At 31.4% G+C, this 21,206-nt stretch carries 23 protein-coding genes; 9 read left to right on the forward strand and 14 right to left on the reverse strand.

The genetic code is table 11. The features are described 5' to 3' along the window. Positions 1-26 precede the first annotated feature (26 nt). Together DK442_RS04050 and DK442_RS04055 are read left to right on the forward strand one after the other, a co-directional pair. Positions 27-989, forward strand: a complete 963-nt coding sequence (locus DK442_RS04050; RefSeq protein ID WP_109434575.1) for an endo-beta-N-acetylglucosaminidase H — start codon at positions 27-29, stop codon at positions 987-989. A gap of 676 nt (positions 990-1,665) precedes the next feature. Next, complete coding sequence (locus DK442_RS04055) at positions 1,666-3,207, forward strand: T9SS type A sorting domain-containing protein (protein WP_109434576.1); 1,542 nt, start codon at positions 1,666-1,668, stop codon at positions 3,205-3,207. A gap of 84 nt (positions 3,208-3,291) precedes the next feature. Here the strand turns inward: DK442_RS04055 and DK442_RS04060 are convergent, their stop codons facing one another. The 10 genes from DK442_RS04060 to DK442_RS04105 form a co-directional block, all read right to left on the reverse strand. After that, positions 3,292-4,047 carry a LytTR family DNA-binding domain-containing protein gene (locus DK442_RS04060; protein WP_109434577.1) on the reverse strand — a complete coding sequence of 252 codons (756 nt, stop codon included), beginning with the start codon at positions 4,045-4,047 and terminating at the stop codon, positions 3,292-3,294. A 92-nt stretch (positions 4,048-4,139) separates the two neighbouring features. Then, positions 4,140-4,448, reverse strand: coding sequence for a 2TM domain-containing protein (locus tag DK442_RS04065; protein ID WP_109434578.1), 309 nt, complete (start codon positions 4,446-4,448; stop codon positions 4,140-4,142). A gap of 21 nt (positions 4,449-4,469) precedes the next feature. Beyond that, complete coding sequence (locus tag DK442_RS04070; protein WP_109434579.1) at positions 4,470-4,796, reverse strand: 2TM domain-containing protein; 327 nt, start codon at positions 4,794-4,796, stop codon at positions 4,470-4,472. Positions 4,797-4,814: 18 nt separating this feature from the next. Continuing rightward, positions 4,815-5,114, reverse strand: coding sequence for a 2TM domain-containing protein (locus tag DK442_RS04075; protein ID WP_109434687.1), 300 nt, complete (start codon positions 5,112-5,114; stop codon positions 4,815-4,817). Positions 5,115-5,124: 10 nt separating this feature from the next. Further along, positions 5,125-5,445 carry a 2TM domain-containing protein gene (locus DK442_RS04080; protein WP_160114040.1) on the reverse strand — a complete coding sequence of 107 codons (321 nt, stop codon included), beginning with the start codon at positions 5,443-5,445 and terminating at the stop codon, positions 5,125-5,127. Next, entirely contained in the window at positions 5,438-6,799 is a 1,362-nt protein-coding gene (locus DK442_RS04085; protein ID WP_109434581.1) for a 2TM domain-containing protein, read from the reverse strand. The genes DK442_RS04080 and DK442_RS04085 overlap by 8 nt, the downstream gene beginning before the upstream one ends. Before the next feature lie 45 nt (positions 6,800-6,844). Continuing rightward, the gene (locus tag DK442_RS04090; protein ID WP_160114041.1) at positions 6,845-7,465 is read right to left on the reverse strand and encodes a hypothetical protein; all 621 of its coding nucleotides are present in this window, start codon (positions 7,463-7,465) and stop codon (positions 6,845-6,847) included. A 129-nt stretch (positions 7,466-7,594) separates the two neighbouring features. Next, positions 7,595-8,020: a DUF2141 domain-containing protein gene (locus DK442_RS04095; RefSeq protein ID WP_109434583.1), complete on the reverse strand. Its 426-nt coding sequence runs from the start codon at positions 8,018-8,020 to the stop codon at positions 7,595-7,597. A 19-nt stretch (positions 8,021-8,039) separates the two neighbouring features. Then, positions 8,040-10,196, reverse strand: coding sequence for a TonB-dependent receptor (locus tag DK442_RS04100; RefSeq protein WP_109434584.1), 2,157 nt, complete (start codon positions 10,194-10,196; stop codon positions 8,040-8,042). 302 nt (positions 10,197-10,498) lie between these two features. Then, positions 10,499-11,794 (reverse strand): NAD(P)/FAD-dependent oxidoreductase, encoded by a 1,296-nt coding sequence (locus DK442_RS04105; protein ID WP_109434585.1) that lies wholly within the window; start codon positions 11,792-11,794, stop codon positions 10,499-10,501. A 145-nt stretch (positions 11,795-11,939) separates the two neighbouring features. Between DK442_RS04105 and DK442_RS04110 the strand changes: the two genes are divergently transcribed. Beyond that, a complete protein-coding gene (locus tag DK442_RS04110) occupies positions 11,940-12,434 on the forward strand; it encodes an RNA polymerase sigma factor (RefSeq protein WP_109434586.1) in 495 nt (164 codons plus the stop codon). Between the two features lie 4 nt (positions 12,435-12,438). Continuing rightward, complete coding sequence (locus DK442_RS04115; protein ID WP_109434587.1) at positions 12,439-13,062, forward strand: hypothetical protein; 624 nt, start codon at positions 12,439-12,441, stop codon at positions 13,060-13,062. Between the two features lie 4 nt (positions 13,063-13,066). Here the strand turns inward: DK442_RS04115 and DK442_RS04120 are convergent, their stop codons facing one another. Beyond that, positions 13,067-14,251: an LETM1-related biofilm-associated protein gene (locus tag DK442_RS04120; protein ID WP_109434588.1), complete on the reverse strand. Its 1,185-nt coding sequence runs from the start codon at positions 14,249-14,251 to the stop codon at positions 13,067-13,069. A 270-nt stretch (positions 14,252-14,521) separates the two neighbouring features. Between DK442_RS04120 and DK442_RS28760 the strand changes: the two genes are divergently transcribed. The 5 genes from DK442_RS28760 (at position 14,522) to DK442_RS04145 (ending at position 19,047) form a co-directional block, all read left to right on the forward strand. After that, positions 14,522-15,193 carry a DUF4331 family protein gene (locus DK442_RS28760; RefSeq protein ID WP_109434688.1) on the forward strand — a complete coding sequence of 224 codons (672 nt, stop codon included), beginning with the start codon at positions 14,522-14,524 and terminating at the stop codon, positions 15,191-15,193. 25 nt (positions 15,194-15,218) lie between these two features. Beyond that, positions 15,219-15,830: a DUF4331 family protein gene (locus DK442_RS28765; protein WP_109434589.1), complete on the forward strand. Its 612-nt coding sequence runs from the start codon at positions 15,219-15,221 to the stop codon at positions 15,828-15,830. Positions 15,831-15,965: 135 nt separating this feature from the next. Then, positions 15,966-17,255 (forward strand): hypothetical protein, encoded by a 1,290-nt coding sequence (locus tag DK442_RS04135; protein WP_109434590.1) that lies wholly within the window; start codon positions 15,966-15,968, stop codon positions 17,253-17,255. 6 nt (positions 17,256-17,261) lie between these two features. Further along, entirely contained in the window at positions 17,262-18,335 is a 1,074-nt protein-coding gene (locus tag DK442_RS04140) for a hypothetical protein (protein WP_109434591.1), read from the forward strand. A 223-nt stretch (positions 18,336-18,558) separates the two neighbouring features. Then, positions 18,559-19,047, forward strand: coding sequence for a hypothetical protein (locus DK442_RS04145; RefSeq protein WP_109434592.1), 489 nt, complete (start codon positions 18,559-18,561; stop codon positions 19,045-19,047). A gap of 40 nt (positions 19,048-19,087) precedes the next feature. Here the strand turns inward: DK442_RS04145 and DK442_RS04150 are convergent, their stop codons facing one another. The 3 genes from DK442_RS04150 to DK442_RS04160 form a co-directional block, all read right to left on the reverse strand. Then, positions 19,088-19,879, reverse strand: coding sequence for an anti-sigma factor domain-containing protein (locus DK442_RS04150; RefSeq protein WP_109434593.1), 792 nt, complete (start codon positions 19,877-19,879; stop codon positions 19,088-19,090). 6 nt (positions 19,880-19,885) lie between these two features. After that, positions 19,886-20,416 carry an RNA polymerase sigma factor gene (locus tag DK442_RS04155; RefSeq protein ID WP_109434594.1) on the reverse strand — a complete coding sequence of 177 codons (531 nt, stop codon included), beginning with the start codon at positions 20,414-20,416 and terminating at the stop codon, positions 19,886-19,888. A 100-nt stretch (positions 20,417-20,516) separates the two neighbouring features. Next, the gene (locus tag DK442_RS04160) at positions 20,517-21,107 is read right to left on the reverse strand and encodes a superoxide dismutase family protein (protein ID WP_109434595.1); all 591 of its coding nucleotides are present in this window, start codon (positions 21,105-21,107) and stop codon (positions 20,517-20,519) included. Positions 21,108-21,206: the final 99 nt, after the last annotated feature.

The raw sequence follows: 21,206 nt of genomic DNA on the forward strand, positions 1-21,206 counted from the left end.
CAAGTAACTTTTAAAACTCAATAAATATGTACACACAAATTAGAAAAATTAAAGGAACTGTTTTTGTCTTGTTTTTAATGTTTTTAGCACTATCATGTTCTAAAGATGAAATTAATGAAGAACAGGTTAATCAAGAAGAATTCAATGAGGTAGAAGTAAAAGCACATGGTTTAAAAAACCCAGCATCTGTAATGTATATAGAAGTGAATGATAATGCTATGGAAAATGCAATAGCTTATACATTACCAAATGGAAAACCAATGATTGATATTGCTGTAATTTTTGCTGCTAATATTAATTACAAAAATGCATCTAGAACACATGTATTATTTATGAATAACAATGTGAAAAAGGTATTAAGGAATAGAAATACAACTATCAAACCTTTACAAAGAAAAGGGATTAAAGTACTGCTTTCGATTTTAGGGAATCATCAGGCAGTTGGTATTTCAAATTTCCCTACACGAGGTGCAGCTAAAAAATTTGCGAAACAAGTAGCTAATGTGGTTAAGAATAATGGATTAGATGGAGTAGACTTAGATGATGAATTTGCAAAATATGAAACTATATCAGGACGACCAGCTATTAATAATAAATCATTTATTTGGTTACTACAAGAATTAAGAGCTGCTATGCCTAGTAATAAAATAATTACCTATTATCGTATAGGAGAATCTGTTAATCAAATGATGTCGAATGGTAAAAAAGCGGGTCAGTTTTTAGATTATGGTTTTCAACCATTTTATGGATCATATAGTAATATTACAGTTCCAGGATTAGGAAAAGGAAAACTGTCTGCAGCAGCAGTTGATGTTACACAAACACCTTCTTCTACGGCAAGTAATTTTGCGCAAAGAACAAAAAATGATGGGTATGGAGCTTTTGTGATGTATAATTTGGACGGGGTAAATCGCGAAAGTTATCTAAATGGAATATCGCAAAAATTGTATGGTAAAAAAACAAGTTTAACAGGGACCTTAAAAAATTGAATTGTTGTTTTTGAATTAGTACTAAGGAGGTTGTCTAAAAAGCAACCTCTTTGTCATTGTAAATAGTTTAAGTTTTATATGAATTTAAATAAATACAACTAGAGTACTTTTATTATTTGTTAGCCATCTAACTAGCAGATACCAATATTTTGGTAATGTAGCGATATAAAAAGAAAATAGGTGCTTTTATAAATAAACTAATTCTTTTCTCAAAAGAAACCAAGAGTAGATTTTTCTTTTGGCTTTTTTGCACAATGGTCTATCTCTAAAAAAAATCAAAAAAAATAATAGCCTTATTTTCAATTTTTTGAATAGTTGCAATATTATTTAAAAAAAATTACGAAATCGTTTTCGTATTTGACCATAGCATTGATATTTTCAAAGATAATTATATATCTGTGTATAAATTAAAGTGATGATTTTATTATAAATACATTTAATTATTTACTTGATTATTAGTGTTTTGTGTTGGTTTTGTTTTTTTTAAATCATATGATTCTTCTTTTTAATAATAGGGAAAGGTGATTTTTTGTGATTATTGAATTTATTTAAGATTTAAATTAAGGTATTGTGATTTTGGTGTTAAAAAATTGAGAAATAGTAAGAATTGATATTAATTTATAAGTGAATTAAAAAAAGATAACACACACACTAACTAAATTAAAACTTTTTAATCATGAAATGGAAAATTACACAGTCAATATTCATTATTTCACTATTATTAATGGGTTTAAATGTACATTCTCAGCCCCCACCAGGAAGTGGATGGACTAATGTATTTGCAGATGAGTTTGGGGGAAGCTCTGTTAATACTAATATCTGGAATGTGAGAAATGATGTAGCTTTTAAGCCTAATAAAGCAGAAGTAAATGGCGGAACTTTAAAAATTAGAAATACGTTCACAAATAATAGCGTATCTCAAGGAGGGTGGTTAGAGTCTAAAACTGGTTTTAGCGGAAACAACAGATATGGTTATTATGAAGCTCGATTACGTATTGACGGTCCAGATAGAGGTGATATTTGGCCTACTTGGTGGATATGGGGGAAAAATTTTAGAAATGGAGCTCCTGGGCCTAGTGGTACAGAATTCGATTTAATGGAATATAGTGGTTTTGGTAAAAAGTTTTTTGGAGGAGCAACAACTTCTCACCACTATTTTGATAAAAGAAATATTAATGGTAAAAGTAATATTACATCAACCAGAGCTTCTACAGAAAGTAGAAATGCATTTCAATGGCATGTTTGGGGTATGCATTGGACTCCGACAAAAATTGATTTTTATTATGACGGAGTAAAATATATGTCATCAGATCAGCCAGCAGATGCTGCTAATGATCCATTTCCTTTATACCTTATATTTTCATCTTCTCCTCATACTAGAAATGTACAGAATGCCAATCAGGATTTTGGAGGATTTCAACCAAGTAATGTGCCAGAATTTGCCGCCGTTCCTGGTCGCTCATTAGCTTCTTTGGAGGTTGATTGGGTCAGAGTATGGCGAGGAGGTACTATTGAGAATACTGGAGGTGGTTCTGATACTAATGTATCGTTTAGAGGACAAGGAATTAATACTTATGTGAGTTCCGAAAATGGTATTGGCCCTATCACTTGTAATAGAGCAAACCCGGGAGCTTGGGAGGTATTTACAGTAAAATCAGAAGGTAATGGACAAGTAAGTATTCAGGGAAATAATGGCAGATACATTAGTTCTGAAGATGGGCTACAGGCTATGACTTGTTCTAGAGTTTCTGTCGGAGCATGGGAAAAGTTTACATTAGTGTCACAAGGTGGTAATGTATATGCTATCAGAGGTAATAATGGTAAATATGTAAGTCATGAAAACGGTAATGGTCCAATGAATTGTAACAGAAATGTTATAGGAGCTTGGGAAAAGTTTACTATAGCTGGTCTAAATAATAACAAATCTTTATCTATTGAAAAACCAGAGTTGAAAAACACTATTTCTTTTTACCCAAACCCAAGTACTGTAGATAACTTAAATCTAGAAATAAGTACATCTAAGAACGTTAATACTACATCGCTCGAGATTGCAGATCTTACTGGTAAGATAGTTGCTAGTGAAAAGTTGGGAAGTCTTAAGGCAGGAAGAAATTCTGTTTCCTTAAGTCATGTAAAAGGATTATTAAGAAGCGGGTTGTATATAGCAAAAGTTACTTTGGATAATGAAGTTAATATGACAAAAATTATGATAGAATAATCCTGTTTAGTTTTGGTCAAAACTAATATTATGAAATAAAGAAAAAACCTTTTGGAATTTATCCAGAAGGTTTTTTCTTTATAATTATTCTAGCCATTCTTTAAAATCTTTTACTCGTTCACGTGCTACAATAATATCTTGTTCATTAAAATGATTCAATTTTATTTGTAATCTCGAATTAGTATACGAAATGATATCTTTAATGGCATTTATATTGATATAGAATTTTCGACTGGTTCTAAAAAACTGCTGAGGGTTTAATTCTTCTTCTAGGGATTCTAAAGTAGTATCAATTAGATAATTTCTATTGTCGGTGGTATGAAGATATGTTCCTTTGTTTTCAGAATAAAAACATTCAATATCCTCTACCGAAAATATTTTTAGATGTTGTCCAACTCTGGCAGTAAATCGTTTTTTATATGAACGATCCATCGGGTTTATAAGGAGTTTTTTGATATCTTCAAAATCTACTTGTAACTGCTGCTTTTCAGGAAGTTGTTCTTTGTATTTATTTACAGCTATCTCCAAATCTTCATCATCTATTGGTTTCAATAAATAATCGATACTATTTAACTTAAATGCTTTTAGGGCGTATTCATCATAAGCAGTAGTAAATATTATAGAGCTTTTAATAGTGATCGCATCAAATATTTCAAAAGATAAGCCATCACTAAGTTGAATATCTAGAAAAATAAGGTCGGGATGTTCATTAGTACTAAACCATTCTATTGATTCTTGTACAGAGTGCAACATAGTATGCACTTCTATATTTAAATCTTCAAGCATTCGTTTAAGGCGTCTTGCAGCTGGTTTTTCGTCTTCGATAATTATTACATTCATTTTTTTATAAATTACAAAACTTCAGAGAAGCAAAGTTGAAGAAGGTATATTAGTTGATTTTTTGTTTTATTCTTTTGAAATCATACAATATTTCATTCCCAAAGTTGCTTTTGGTCATCCTGTTCTTCTTCCATATATTTTCTAATTTTACGTTCTTCCCAGTCTTTGTTAAACATAGGGTTTACTCTGTAAGCTTTGATGGCGTGAAATACAATTCCGATTCCCCATCCAAACGCAGCCCACAAAAACCAAGCATGACTCCATTCGTTTTGATAATAATTTAACCCTGCCAAAAGGCTTATGATAACTATATATGAAATTAAGTTATTATAAAATTTCTTTAATTCCTCGACACGTTCCTTGGCACGCTCATATCTTTTTTGTTCGTTAAAATTTTTCATAATATATTTTTTAGATTGTTTTTAATAATCTTCTTTATCCATAAATTCTTTGGTCTTTCGTTCTTCCCATTTTTTGTTAAAGATAAAAGACTTCTGAAAAGCCCAAAGCCAGTGAAAAAATAATCCAATACCCCAGAAGACAGGCGTTGCAAGATTGCCAAAACTCCACCAGGAAAGAAAGTCTTTATCTTTTACATCTACATCAATAAGCATCAGAATTTTTTGTTTAAAAAAGAATATGGCGATATTGATTACGATATAAGTTACTAGATGACCAAAAAAGTCTTTTTCATTTTTTACTCTTTTTTTAGCTTTTTCATAAGCTTTTAAGTCTTCGTGATTATCCATAACTTTTTTCTTTGGTTTCTAGAAATCATCCTTGTCCATTAATTCTTTAATCTTACGCTTTTCCCATTCTTTATTAAAAATACTGTTCTTCCCAAATACTGAAACTCCATGAAAAAACAAACCGATTCCCCAAAATAATGGAGTAGCATATAGATGCCACTGAAACCAGTTGTTAAAACCTTCATCTATAAAATCAGAATTAATAAATAATAGAGCGAGATTTATAATAATATATACCGTTAAATGTGAATAAAATCCCTTTTCTCTTTCTACTCTTTTTTTTGCTTTTTCGTATCGTTGTTGTTCAAAATTTTCCATTGTAATAGATTTAAAATTTAAAATCATCATCTTTCATAATCTCCATAATCTTACGTTCTTCCCATTGTTTACTATATATTGTGTTTTTAAACCACTTAATATTTCTTCTAAATGTCCAAAGACCATGACATAGTAATCCTATCCCCCATAGTAGAGGTCTAAGTGTAATAACCCATATTAGCCAGTCTTTATTTCCATCTAAAGCATATTGAAATATGGTAATAGCTATATTCATAACCACATATATAATAACATGCATATAAAAGCCTCTTTCTTCATCTAGTCTCTTTTTTGCTTTTTTATAAGCATTTTGTTCTTTATTATTAGTCATAATATTTACTTTTAGATTCATCCATATACTTTCTGATTTTCTTCTTTTCCCAGTCTTTCCCAAATATAGGATGATGGCCTGAAGCCTCCATATAGTGAAAAAGAACACCAATTCCCCATCCTGCTATTGGAAATATTACCCATGGAATACTAAAACCAGTGGTTTTATAATTAATAAACACTAAAAAAGGAATGACAATGCAATATGATGCTAGATTCCAGTAAAATTCTTTTATTTTTTGTACTTGTTCTTTTGCGCGTTCGTATTTTATTTTTTTTGCGCTTTCTATGTTTTCTATTGTTTGTGAAATTTCCATATCTGCGAATTTTATTTTTTTGGTTAATATCGGAAGCTCAGCAATAAAAGCCTCTTCTGTTTTGTATACCGAAAATTTTCTTTTCGTTAATAATGCATAACGTTGTTGTACATTACCCAATCCAACACCACTACTTTGCTTTATTACTTCTTTTGGTTGAAGATTATTCTCAACCACTAGAAATCCATCCTTTTCATAAATTTTGATATGTAACGGCTTTTGTGGCATTACCACATTATGTTTTACCGTATTTTCTAATAAAATTTGTAATGATAATGGTACTACTTTTGCTTCTGGATTAATAGCCTGATCAGGAATTTCAAATACAATACTATCCTCGAAGCGCAATTGTATCAATGTCATGTAAGTTTTTGCAAAATTTAATTCTTCATCAACCGTAACCAATTCTTTATCTTTTTGTTCTAAAACATATCGATATACTTTTGATAGCGAAGTGGTAAACTTTTGTGCCATCCTTGGATTTTCCTCGATTAATGATGTTAAAACATTGAGACTGTTAAATAAAAAATGTGGATCTAATTGATTCTTTAATGCAGCAAACTTAGCTGATGCCGTACCCGCAATTATTTTTTGTTCTGTAACCTTTTTTTCTTGTAATACCTTGTAGAAATAAACCGTATGAAAGAATAATGAAAAAATCATCATGATCACTAACGGAAAAATATAGTTGTTAAAGGATTGATTAGTGATAAATTCTTCTGTAGTGTATTTTTGAAAAATCACTACGGTTGTGATATACTCACAAAAAGCAAAGGCTAGTATTGTAATTATAATTGAACCGAAGGCACCAGCGAGAACACGTTGTAATCCTCTATTTTGCCAATTAACTTTACGATTTATATATTGAAAATAATAAGAATTAATAGCGGTTATTACAAAGGAATACATAAAAGCGATCCCCCACCATTCTAGTGTAAAAACTCTGGTAAAATTAAACCCATTTAATATCAAGGTTACCAGTCCCACAAATAGGGCAACTACGACAGAAACTAGGATTATTTTTTTAAAGTCTTTCATGTGATTAAATCAATTATTTTCAATTTGTTTCAAATAATAAAATAGTTACTGACAATTTTTTTGAATTCTTTCTATTTGATCCATTCCCCATTTTGGATAAAAAGGAACGTCATTTGTTTCGTTTTCAAAGTACAAGATAGCTTTTTCTATTTCAGGACAAAAGGCTTTTGGGTCTTTACCCCAGAATTTAGCACCTCCCATTTTCCATTCTGCATGATATAGCATTGCTCTAGGGTTTTCTGGCTCCAGGGCTTTAGCTTTTCGATATAATTCTTCTACTTTTGCAGAAAGTGTTGGGCCATATACAGAAGGATTATAAACTACATATGCAGTATTGAGCATAGCTTCCATAATTGAAATTTCTGCATTTTCCTTAGAGAATGTCCTGGCTTCATTTAAAAAATCCTGCGCTTTTTTTAATCTGGTTTCAATTTCATTACCATCTTTAATACCAAATGTAGTAATAATGTGTACTTGAGCGGCATAATAAAAAGGTAACCAATTTTCTTTTTCGGCTCTGGCAATACGTTCGAAAAGATTAATTGCTTCATCAGGGTTTTTGCTTCCCCATAGTTCAAAAGCTTTGTTCATCCCTTTCTCGTATGCTGTCTGCGAATGAATCGTTGTCATGCTAAGAAAGGAAATTATAATTAGTAATGTTCTCATGGTTGTTTTGTTTTTGAATTACAGTGTAAATATCATCAGAGCTATCCTCTTTTTATAGTATTTATGACCGAAGTGTATTTTTTAAAGGATGAAATGTAATTAGAGGTATACTCTGATATATTGATGAAATCATAGAGAGATTGACTGGGATACTCTTCTATCGGTAACTTTGAATTTTGCATCTTCCCATTTTGGAGGACCAAATCTTCCTTTAGCGTTATTACTTACTCCATAAGGTTCTGTAGGTATTTTTAAAAAAGTATTGAGTTTTTGATTATTATCTTCATCGTGATATAATGAAATTGCATATGTCCCATTAGGAATATTTTCGAAGGATGCTGTTACCTTTCCTACTTTGGCTTTTGCACTAATGGATGTAAAGGGCTTTCCTAGAAAACTTTCTTGTGCATTGTATAGACCAATACGCAATGTGCCTTCATTAGATTTTATATTATTGATTGTAACCGTAATTGTATGTCCTTCTAACTCTTGTGCAAGACCTAAATTGAAGGAACATATTGCGAATAGAAAAAATGCAAATTTTGTAATTTTCATAATAATGTAATTTTAAAGTTTATAAATTGTCTAATTGATTATCTGTTTTATTATCACTTATGGTCCAGAAAAATCCTACGATGAAGAATCGATCGGCATTTTGTCGAATGGCTCTTCTGGAAAAATTTCCATTAGCATTAGGGTTGTTTGCATATTGGTAGTTAAAAATGTTATCTGTACCTAATACATTTGAGACAGAGAAGTATAAAATCTTTTGCTGACTAATTAAGTATGCCCAACTAAAATTGATAGCATTGAAGTTCTTTGTTTTACTATTTTGAAAAACAGATTCATTGGGATTATTGTAAGGTCTTCCAGATGCAAAATTATAGGTTGTACTTAATAAAGATTTCCAATCTTTAATCCAATATTTAGTGACTAGCGAAAGGTTGTGTTTAGCTGCAAAGTTTGGTGTCGCTTGAGCAGGATAGTTTCTATAATCTCTTTTGGTGTCCAGGTAAGAATAACTTGCCCAATACTCAAAATTCTTTATCGATTCATTATCTCGCCAGAAAAGATCAATTCCTGCAGCATATCCATCTCCCAGATTACTATATGTACTGTTAAATTCTGGAATGTCGGTGTCGAATTTAACTAGTCTGTCATAAGATTTATAATATCCTTCTGCTCTAAATGTTCTTCGATTTTTTTGGAACTGATAGTTAAGAATATAATGAGACGATTTTTCGGGATCTAATGTGGTATCATATTTTAAAACTTCTTGTTGAGGTGATTGATAGAAATCCCCATAAGCCAATGATATTTGAGATCTTGATGAAGTTTTATAGGCTAAAGAAACTCTTGGAGAAATTTTAGTATATTCTAATAAAGAATTGTGTACACCTCTAACTCCAAGTTGTAATGCTAGCTTTTTACTGAAGAATATATTAGCTTCTGTAAAAGCCGCAGTACTATTATTATTGTTTGAAGTTCTGAAATTACCAAAATCGGAAGTTTCCACTTTTTCTGTGAAGGAATTTAAAAATTGTTCAGCCCCAAAATTCAACTTAAACCGATTACTAAATCGCTTTCTAAGTTTTACTTTAGCATGGAAACTGTTTTCTTGATTATTAATATCTGTATTTACAATACTAATATCATTGTAGTCATTTGCAAAACTGGTTCCGGCAGCAATTTTCCAACCATTACTCAGATTGCTCTTATATGAAGAGTTTATGTATAGATTTCGGTTTTTAAGACCAAAATTAACCCCTTCAGGGACATTAATATCATCTTGTATAAGTTCGAAATCGGTATAACTTAACCCTCCATATATTTTTAGAAGTCCTTTATTAAATTTATGACGGTACACAGCTTCTCCAGATAAAGATTGAAAAGGTTTAATCCATTCTACTCGTTGTTTGATAATGTTTTGATAGGGTTTAAGGTTTACATAAAAAGCATTTACACTTAATGAGTTATTTTTCCATTTCTGAGTGTTTCCTCCACCAATGCCTACATTTATGAATTGAAATTCTGTTTTCTCCTGATCAGGTTCATCTATAGTGTTAAGAAGTAATACACTAGATAGAGCATCTCCATATTCTGCAGAATATCCACCTGTAGAAAAATTGGTTCCTTTAAAAAGAAAAGATGAAAATCGTCCTCTGGTCGGTATATTATTAGTTGTAGCTGTAAACGGTTGAAAAACTCGCAAACCATCTATGTAAATGTTTGTTTCGTTAGCATCTCCACCTCGTACAAAAAGTCTACCGTCTTCGGCAACATTGGAAGTGCCGGGTAAAGTTTGAAGAGCTCCAATGTAGTCACCTGCAGCTCCAGCTGTGGTTACAATGTCTAAAGGTGTTAATACAGAAGCTTTACTGTTGTCTCCAGCAGAAAATGTACCTGCGTTTAAAACCACACTGCCTAAAGAATTCACATCTTCCTTCAGTACAATGTTTAAATTTTTCATTGTAGCAACATCTTCCATAAATGAATAGGTTTCGAAGGATAAAAATGAAATTAATAATGTTTGTGAACCTGTTTCTTGAGTAGTAAAGGAAAAAGCTCCTGTGTCATTAGAAGAACTTCCATCATAGGTGCCATCCAGATATACATTTGCTCCAGGAATAGGGTTTCCTGAAGAATCTTTGACAGTTCCTGTGATGGTTGTTTGTGCAGTTATGTTACTAGATAATGCTAAAATAAAAGTGAAAGTCAATAAAAGTTTCATTTACATATTATGTTTTGATTGATAGATCAAAAGTCTAATATGTCATTAGAAAACAGAATTGAATATTACCCAATTGTAGAAAGTAAAAGATGAACTGTAAATTTTATAGAAAAAGCTTTTGAACTAAATTATCCTAATAATTGTTTTAGCATATTTTATAGATAGTCAAAAAATGACTTTCTCTAATAAAGAAAGGATTAGAGAAAGAGCTAAAAATAATGATGATCACTTTCTGTTAGAGATGGATAAATCTTTGGATAAATCCATTTACTCTTTTAGAAACCAGATGTAGGTAACAAGAGTTATACACTCTCTCTTGTATAATCCTTATTCTTAAAAGGCCTTACAATAAGTCGAGCCGCTTTGTCATAATTAATATAGTTGTATACCCAATTAAAAAAAGTAACAAAACGATTTCTAAATCCTACCAAAAACCATAAATGAATAAACATCCAGATAAACCATGCGAAGAAACCACCAAATCTAAATTTTCCAAGATCTACTACCGCTTTATTGCGGCCAATAGTAGCCATAGATCCTTTATCAAAATATTTGAAAGGAATCATGGGTTTGTTTTTTAAGTGACGTTTTAAGTTTTTCGCCAGGTGTTTTCCCTGTTGAATAGCCGGTTGAGCCACCATAGGATGCCCTTTAGGGTAACCTTCGGTTTCCATTACAGAGATATCTCCAATGGCAAAAATAGTATCATACCCATCGATTTGATTATACTCATTTACTTTATAACGGTTAGCCCTTGGAATTAGAGATTCAGCATTTATCCCAGATACAGGAGCTCCTGTTACTCCGGCAGACCAAATAAAGGTTGCGGTTTTTAGAGAAAGATCTGTATTGGTGGTTACAAGATTGTTCTCGTAGTTTTGTACCTGAGTGTTTGTATGAATATGTACTCCTATTTTTTCTAAGAATTTTGTGGCTTTTTCTGAAGCATTTTCACTCATAGGAGGTAAGATACGGGAAGCGCCTTCTATTAAATGAATTTCCATATCGTCAAAGTCCATATCAGGATAATCTTTGGGTAGGACATTCAGTTTTAGTTCTGCAATTCCTCCTGCTAACTCAACTCCAGTAGGACCTGCTCCGGCCAATACAAAACTTAATAATTCTTTCCTCTTTTCGGTATCTGTAGTAATAACCGCTTGTTCAAGATTTTCAAGCATTAAACTTCGCAAATTAAGCGCTTGCGGTAAGTTTTTCATGCGCATGGCATTACTTTCTATGGTTGTATTACCAAAGAAGTTTGTTCTAGCACCTGTTGCAATTACAAGATAATCATATGATATATTACCGATATTAGTATTTACGTGTTGAGTTTTAGGGTCTATAGACATAACTTCTGCCATTCTAAAAAAAGTATTTTTACCTTTTTTTACAATTTTACGAAGTGGATAAGCAATAGAATCCGGTTCTAATGAAGATGTAGATACCTGATAAAGTAAAGGTTGAAAAGTGTGGTAGTTATGTCTGTCTAATAAGACTAATTGGACATCTTCTTTTATCATATTTCTTGCCAATGCAACTCCGGCAAAACCACCGCCAATAATTACTAATCTGGGTAAATTAGTGTAAGGGATATTCATACTATCTTGTGTTGTTTTACAAAGATAAAATGATAAAGTTATATACCCTATCAAATGTTGATTTTTGTAACTAAAATTATGATATTATTTATTTTTATGTAACATAAATGTTTTCTTGACTACATATAAGATGTAACTAGCCGAAGTGAATAAAGAATTAGAACATAGTTTTGTAACCAATCTTGAGCAAAATCAGAATATTGTGCACAAGGTGTGTCGTATATATACGAGTGATCAGGATTCACATAATGATTTGTTTCAAGAGATAACCATTCAACTATGGAAAGCTTATCCTAAGTTTAGAGGAGATGCAAAATTTAGTACATGGATGTATAGAGTAGCACTTAATACTGCGATTACTTTATATCGAAGATCTAAACGAAGTATTAAGACTGCTGATCTTGATACGATGAATTTTAAAATAAAAGCAGAAGATTATGATGATGAGGTAGAACAACAGTTAAAATTGATGTATGCTGCTGTAAAACAATTAAATGATATTGAAAAAGCTTTGGTCTTTTTATATCTGGAAGATAAGTCATATAGAGAAATAGCTGATACAATGGGTATTAGCGAAGTAAATGCCCGAGTAAAGATGAATAGAGTAAAAACGAAGTTGAAAAAAATATTAAATCCGTAACCCCATGGATGAATTAGAATTATTAAAGAAAGACTGGAAGAGTCGGGAGCATGGACTTCCAAAATTGTCTTATACTGAAATTTATCAGATGATCTTGAAAAAATCTTCTTCAATTGTAAGATGGATTTTTATCATCAGTATTTTAGAATTTTTATTATGGGCTTCTTTGGATATCATTTTTAAATTAAATGGAATGCAAGCTAAAGTAGAAAAAGTAGACATGGGGTCTTTTTCTTTGATAGCTTCAATCGCTTCTTATTGTATTTTGATATACTTTATAACACGTTTTTATTTAAATTATAAAAAGATTAAGGCAACAGATTCTACTAGAGTTTTGATGGAGAATATTATTAAAACAAGAAGAACAGTTAAGCAATATATCTGGGTTAATATTGGATTTTTTACATTGACTATACTTGCAACTATGGCATATATGGTTTTCTTTACAGACGAATTTCAAAATAGATCAATAGAGGAGCAGGCACCAATATGGTTAGTTGTAGCTACAACAATATTTATTATTGCTGTTTTTGTTGGATTTATTATACTATTTTATAGGGTTGTTTATGGGATTTTAACACGTAGGTTAAAAAAGAATTATAAAGAACTTGAAAAATTAGAGGTATAGTCAATTATTTGTTCTCATTAAAAGCAGAAGGTAATAATTGAGGGATGAACTTGACCAATAAAGGTAATAAAAGACTACCACCGGGAAGAATAAAAATAGCTAATGATGGGATAGTTTTGCAAATATCCAATAGCTGTTTCTTTACCTGTTGTTTTTCTTCTTTAGATAAATCACGTACCGTCGACTGACCCAGCAAAATCATAAGATCTTTACTTTCTGTAATTTCCTTAATCAAACGTTTTTTATTCCTTAATACCAATACACTAACCGTTCTAGAAGTCTGTTGATAGAAATGTAAAGCAGGGTGTGAGTAGTTAAAAAATGAAATATGTTCCTTATGAGTATTTATAAAAACCTGAACCAAACTTATTGATTCTTTGATTATTGTATTTGGTAATTGAAGTTCAGCTCCAAGTGCAGATAAAAAACTCTGCTCACCTCTATCGATCTCTCTATCATTCCAAACGGCAAGACTGGTGAGATCAACAATATATTTTTTTTCGATTTCATCAGTATAAGGATCAAGTTCTATATAGTCAAAGCTAGCCTCCTCTTCTGTTGAAATATTAGTGTATCGAACTGACGAAGCAAACAATTTCACCAACATTTTATCATAATCATCTTGCTCTTGTTTAGAATTCAAGGCCAGAAAAACAGTGTTGGTTAACGTTTCTTCTAATTGTGCAGCATATTCAAATGGATTCTTATCGTGTATCAGGAAATAATCAAAAGCTAATACATCAATAAATAATAAAGCATTAGTAAGTAAGTGACTAAAGTTCTTCTTAAAAATAGATTCGTTAGTTTGTATTCGTGTGTGTATAATCTTTTCTAACTTTTCACTTTTATTAGAAGTAAGCATATTTCCAAAAGAAAAAATCGATTTTTTAGTATCCAGAAAGTTATAAAACTGAACTAATGCTTCAATAAACCCCTTTTTATCTGCATTTTCAATAGTATCATAATAAGTTACTACTAATGCAGTAAATAAATTCAATTTTGTCTTCTCTTCTTCAGAATATATAATGTCAGTATCATTTGAAATCAAGGTGTCAATAGAAGTCCCATAAATAAAACCCACTTGTCTTAAATCAGAATATAATTGATCAAATGACCATGGAGATGAATTATAATGATCATTGAAATTCCTTAAAAATTTTTCTATCCAACCAGAAGTTGAAGGGTTCATCGAGTAAGGTTTGTTACAAAGTTAGTTTTATTTTAATAAAATTCTATTTTGATAGGTTATAAAACGCATGGATAGAATTGAAATTGCCTTAATCTGTCATGTGTAATGACTTATTAAATAGTGTTTTATTGCTTTGTTTCTGCTTGTTTACCTCATATTCAGTCAAAACTTTATTTCTGTTAACAAATGTTTAACAAAGATAAAAAAACCAAGCTTTACATGTTCTCGTATGTATGGGCGTAAACTTTTAAAATTAAAAAAATGAATCGCATTAAAAAAACAAAATTATTTATCATTGGCGGTCTCCTTTCCATAGGGATAGTATTAATGGCAGCTGATCATTTAGATGCTCCAGCGGTAGGTGGGACTACTGCAGATATCACAGATTTTTACGCTTTTGAAGGAGCGAATTCTGACAATACCGTTTTGGTGGCTAATGTACAAGGGTTATTGGCTCCAGGAAGTACAGCAGAATTTGATGAAAATATATTGGTAGAAATAAACATTGACAACGATGGAGATTTGGTTGAAGACCTAATCATACAAGCGATACCAAGAAATGGTACAATGTATTTCTTTGGCCCATATAGACCGTCTGTTACCGGGCTAAATAGTACTATTAATGAAGAAGCTCAGTATTTAGGGCAAGTAGAGATTAGTACAGGGGCAAATGCTATTAGCTCCTCTGCTAACGGAATTTCGTACTTCGCAGGATTACGAGAAGATCCTTTCTTTTTTGATTCAAGTCAGTTTAACGCAATTATAGGAGGAATGGCTCCTAACGGATTTAATAACCCTGGGAATGATGATTTTGATGGAACTAATATTTTATCTATAGTGGTAGAAGTACCAAATGCTCTTTTGGGAGGAACGTTTAGTCATCCAGCAGGAACTGGAGTTCAAGTGTTTAATACATGGGTAGAAGCTAAAAGAAAACAATAATTAGAAATTTTTAAAATACAAAGTGATGAAAATAAATAGTATAAAATATATAACAGCAATCCTTTTATTAGTGATGGGACTAACAAGTTGTAACAATGATGATGAAGGTATTATAATTGTAGAACCAACTTTAGATTTTTCAGGAACTTTTGCTCAGGAAGATCAAATGGGAAGACCTGGTATTAATACCGTATTCAGTGCGACGCCTGAGATTGAAAATAACTTTAATGTTACTATCCCTTCAGAACAAGGAGCGGCTTTTCAATCTTTATTTGAAACTCAATTGGCAGGTTTACATTCAGCTTTTGGTGCAACATATGAGAATAATATTCTTAATTTAGACATTACTACACTTACAACTGTATTAGCTTCAGATGTACTTCAGGTAGCACCCGATGCACCAACTACTTATTTTGATGGGACTAATGTACTTACAGGAAGAACGTTAACAGATGATGTGATTGATATTTCTTTAATTCTATTATTTGGCGGACAAACCGGAGACCGATTTAATGGTCAGGACATCAATAATGATGGTACGCCAGATCTGCCTATTTTGGTTACCGATGGTGTGAGTGCAGCAGGTGAAACACCATTAGATGCATTTCCTTATTTAGAGGCACCCCACGGAATATAGTGTATAGAATGGTTCCTACTTACCATTACGAGCGGAGTCAAGAATTTTACTAAAAGATTAATAGTAAAAAATAACTCCGCTCTCTATAAAAAAGCAAAATAGAAATCAATATTAAAAGACTAAAAAAATATCAAGATGAAAATCATAAACCTTATCTGTGTGTTGATAATGGGTACTATTATCATTTCATGTCAAAAATCAGAAAATACTGTTACCAATTCAAAAGATTATGTAGCGTATCTCCAAAAAAAAGAAAATCAAGTACAGAAAGATGCTTTGGTGCAACTTAAATTCTGGAATGCTAAAATCAAAAAAGATAGTATGCAGATTTCGGCTATGGGAAAAGCAGCACAAGTGTACTCAAATTTGTTTCAAACAACAGGAAATATTAAATATCTCAAGCAAGCAGAACAAATACTGGCTAAATCAGTAGAAATAGCTGCTATAAAAAAAGAAGGATACCTTTTGGCTTTGGCTCGTAATTATATTTCTCAACATCGATTTAGAGAAGCTAAAACTGCTGCAGAAGGAGCGTATATGTTAAACCCTAATAAGGCTTCAAAAATGGTGCTTTTTGATATTTATATGGAACTAGGGGAGTACGATAAATCAAAAAAACATTTAGAAGGTATTGTTGATCAAAGCGATTATAATTTTTTAATTCGATTAGCAAAATGGAATGATTATCAAGGTAACCTGGATCCTACGATACGTAATATGGAAAAGGCCAAAACGATCGCTGAATCTAGTAAGAAGGAAGGGTTAATGTTGTGGTCATATACAAATCTTGCTGATTATTATGGTCATGCCGGGAGAATTCGGGATTCATATGAACATTATTTAAAGGCATTACAGATTGACCCTTCAAATAGCTATGCCAAAAAAGGAATTGCATGGATTGTATATTCTTATGAATATAATCCAGAAGAAGCTTTAAAAATCATTGAAGCAATTACAGAAACGCATCAAAGTCCTGATTACTTTTTGTTAAAAGCAGAAATTGCAGAATACCAAGGAAATAAAGAGGATAAAGAACAAAATCTAAAAGCTTATTTTGAAGCAATTAATGATCAGCGGTATGGAGATATGTATAATACATATACCGCTTTACTTTTAGCAGAAGAATATCAAGAGTATGATATAGCCTTACAAATTGCAGAGAAAGAGATTTCCAATCGTCCTACTCCTCAATCCTATATTCTAAAAGCAAATATTCTTAATCTCATAGGAGATCATGAACAAGCATTAAAAATCGCAAAAGAATATGTTGTCGATAAAACGTTTGAACCAGAGGCTAATTATCAAGTTGCTCAGATTTATAAAGCAAATAAATTGCTAGATGAAATCAATCCAATAAAGAAAGAATTGGTAGAAAGCAATTATGAATTAGGACCTGTACTATCTCAAAAGATTTTAGAATTATAAAAGAGTATGAGACATCTTATATTCATATTGATACTGATATGTTATTGGAGTACTCATGCGCAGTATCAATCTCAAGATAGTAGAGTTGAAAAAGGAACCAAGACTTGGGTGGAGGAAAGTTTTTCTTTAGGTCTAGATAAATTACCCAAAGTAATAGAGTATCAATCCAGTATATCTGCCTTAACAACAAATTCGTTGATGAAAATATTAAATACAGGTACGCTTCAATATAAAGCGAGTACTATCAATTATACAGGAATGGATTTTGGAATATTTGAAGTAGTACCCGAGGTACAGATAGATTATTTTAGAAATATTGATGAAGATTTTGAGAATCAAGCCTCTTTTCAATCTTTACTTATTCCTGGATTAAGTATCCTATATAAAAAGAATGATGATCTTAATTTTTTCATAAAGTCAATAATAGGAATTAAAAGTAATATTGATCAAGATGCAGTTGTTAATATGAAAGAAAAAAAAATAAATAGCATTTATGCGTTGGATATAGGCATGGATTGGCAATTGTCCTCTAGGATTTCTTTAAATACAACATTGTGGTATCTTAATTTTGATCAAGGGTTTGAATATATTGAAGATGAGGAGATCGCAGTATTTGATGGGAAAAACAAAAATACTGGGTTAGATTTTAGTAGTAGATATCAAGTTAATGATTGGTTATATCTGGATACCAATATTGGATATGTATTTGGGGGTAAAGAATCATTCAACGAAGGAGATAATACACAATTTAATGATGAGTTTGTTGCCGAAGGAGGTATAGGTGTTGAGAATTATAAAAATTTCTCTGGAAAAATAATGTATAGATATTTTCAAGATGGGCTTATCACTAATTATGATATAAATCAAGAGTATTTAGTTGCTGATGCAGAAATTAATTATACCTGGAAAAACTTCGATTTTGGTATTGTTGTAGAAAATATATTTGGAGGAACATACAATGATCCAAGGTTGGCCGGTGCATCTAGGTTAACCGGTGAATTAGAAGCTGAAACAGAAGGAATTTATTTTACGCCTGATACTCCATTTACTTTTGAAGCTAGAATAACATATAGTTTTTAATTACACTTACTTAGGTTTTAAAAAATAACTGAAACCAGTACAATAGAACTAATTTGATGTTTGTTTTTTGATGTTTAGAAAAGCTTATCTGCAGGGGCGCAGACAAGCTTTTCTTGTTTTTATATTTAAATTACCTTTGTATATCTGTGGATATTACAACTTATTTAGAAAAACAAATGTAAATAGGTGTGTATAATACATTTATCTAGGTCAAACTCACATTATGAAAAACTATATATTTCTATTGATAATTATTATTACTATTGTTTCCTGTCAGGAAACAAAAAAGGAAAATTCTGATTATCAGGAAATCGAAGTAGAGAAATTAACGCCCGGTCCTATTGTTAATCAATCATTGACAGATAAACAATTAGATTATATTAGAACAATTCATGACACTTTTTTAGAAGTATATCCTATATCTCTCGATGAGACAATTACTAATTTTAAGAGAGATCAAAACCCTGATAATGAGATTGAGGTTTGGTTAGCTATGGCTGAATCATATAAAAATTTTGTTTTAAAAAATAAAGGAGATGATCAGGTAGAAAAAAGGAAAGAAGCTTTTAAGTTAGTTTTAATGAGATCAATGATGTCTGAAGAAGAAACGGTTAAAAAAACCGAAATAAAAATATTGACAAAAAAAGAAGTTAAAGAAATTCTCGATAGCTATCAATTAGGAAAGAAACCGATAAAAATAGAAACTCATTAACGTTAGTATGACTATTTTAATCTGATTTTCATTAATTCTTCTAGGACTCTACAACTCCTAAGGTGTATAGTTGTTCTAAAGTAGGAGATTCACTACCACCTTCTGGTTCTAGGGTTATTCCAAACGCTTCAGATTTATTAGGATTCGCTAGTATAAAGATTTTAGTATCATCCTCATTAAACGTATCCAATACTCCCATACTGGTAGGTGTTAATGGGTCAAGTTTTAATGACCATACCTGATACACTTTTCCAGGAGGGGGTGTAGGAAGACCAGCTACATCAATATAAGCTGTTTGTTTATTTTTATCCCAATAAACAGCAGCATAAGCGGTTGGATCAACTTGTTGGGCTTTTAACGGAACTTGTATGAGATCTTTATTTCTCAATATTTTTAATAAAGACTTGGCTTTAGAAAGGTCTTCTTCTGCAATATTGATTTTTCCTTCAAGTAATGTTTGTTCAATCTGATTCGTGACAAGTTGCTTTTGTAATTTTTGATTTTTGTTAAATTGAATAAATAGTCCAATTAATAGCGCAATACAAGCTGCCCATCCAATGTAAGCAGGCAGATTAGTACGTTTACGAGTAATTGGTATTACATTATTATTAGATTGGATTTGTTCTTGTACCTTAGTGTATAATGATTCTATATCTTCAGGAGCTTTTGCGGCTGATAATTGTTGTAAAGCATTTTCAATACGTTCTACTTCTTTAACAGCTTCAGGATATTCTTGTAACACCTTGTATACTTCGGTATTCTCTTTTTCAGAGAGTGAACCGTAGACGTATAGTTCTAAAATACCAGATGCTATGTAAGCTTTAATATCCATGAGTTGTTATACTTCCAATATTTGTTTTAGTTTATCTATACAAATTCTATTCCTTGTTTTTACCGTACCTAAAGGAATTTCCAATTCTTCAGCAGTCTCTTTCTGTGTAAATCCTTTAAAAAATAACAGATCAATTACTTTTTTACACAGAGGTTCTAGTGCAGCAATGTACTTTTTGATTCCTATGCTATCTATTTTACTGTTAAAATTAGTTTTGTCTTCTAATATATCTACGAAATAATCGGTTGTTAGGTTTTGTGATGTATTTTTAAAGCTCTTTGATCTGGTTTTATCAATAGCCGAATTACGTGCTATATTAAGAATCCAGGTAAAAAACCGTCCTTTTTTCTCAGAATAAGTATGAGCACTATTCCATATTTTAATAAATACATCTTGTAATACTTCTTCAGACAGAGCTTCATCTCTAACAATATTATAAATAATACCGTAGACATTTTGAGAATACATATCATAAATACGTTTAAACGCAGCTTGATTTTTATTCTGTAACGCTATAATAAGTTCTGTGGGTTGCATTCTGTTGATCTACAAGAAGTATCGAAGGTACTGTTTTCATTAATTTAAAACAAAAAAGAGGTTGTTATATAGCAACCTCTTTTTTGTCTTTTTTAGTAATTTATTGTATGATACCACCGCAACTTACTCGACTACCAGCAGCACCTGAAGGCTGTGAGGTAAAATCATCGGTCCCTTGATGTACAATAATTGCTTTCCCAACAATGTTCTTTTTGTCATCATCACAACCGATACACCATTCGTTGGTTGCAAAAGTAATACTTCCGGTGCCATCGGCATCTGCTTTAAAATTTCCTATGTCACCTTTATGATATCCTTCTTTTACTCCCCATTTACCATGAGGTTCCATTGTAGGGTTCCAGTGACCACCTGTAGATTTACCATCTGGAGAAGAACAATCTGCTTTTTCATGAATATGAATAGCATGTTCTCCTTCACTTAATCCAGTTAAATCTGCAACCATATTTACCATACCTTCAGATTCAGTAAAAGTAACTTTGCCAGAAACTTTACTGTCACTTTTTGGTTCAAGAGCAAATGATAGAGTAATAGTCTTATCCTCTTCTTTCTTTTCTACAGTCTCTACCGTTTCTGTAGTATCTTCCTGATCCGTAGCCTCTTTCTTTTCTCCTTTACAGCTAAATACAGCTATAGATAAAAAAGTAAGTACTGCTAATTTTAGGGTTTTCATAGTTTTATGATTTGTATTTATTTTGTTAACGTAATATAATGCAGTTTTAGTTTATGACAAAGATTATATATAGAATTTTGTTATAGGTGTATAAGATAG

The sequence above is a fragment of the Aquimarina sp. AU119 genome (genome assembly GCF_900312735.1).
GTDB classification, from domain to species: domain Bacteria; phylum Bacteroidota; class Bacteroidia; order Flavobacteriales; family Flavobacteriaceae; genus Aquimarina; species Aquimarina algiphila.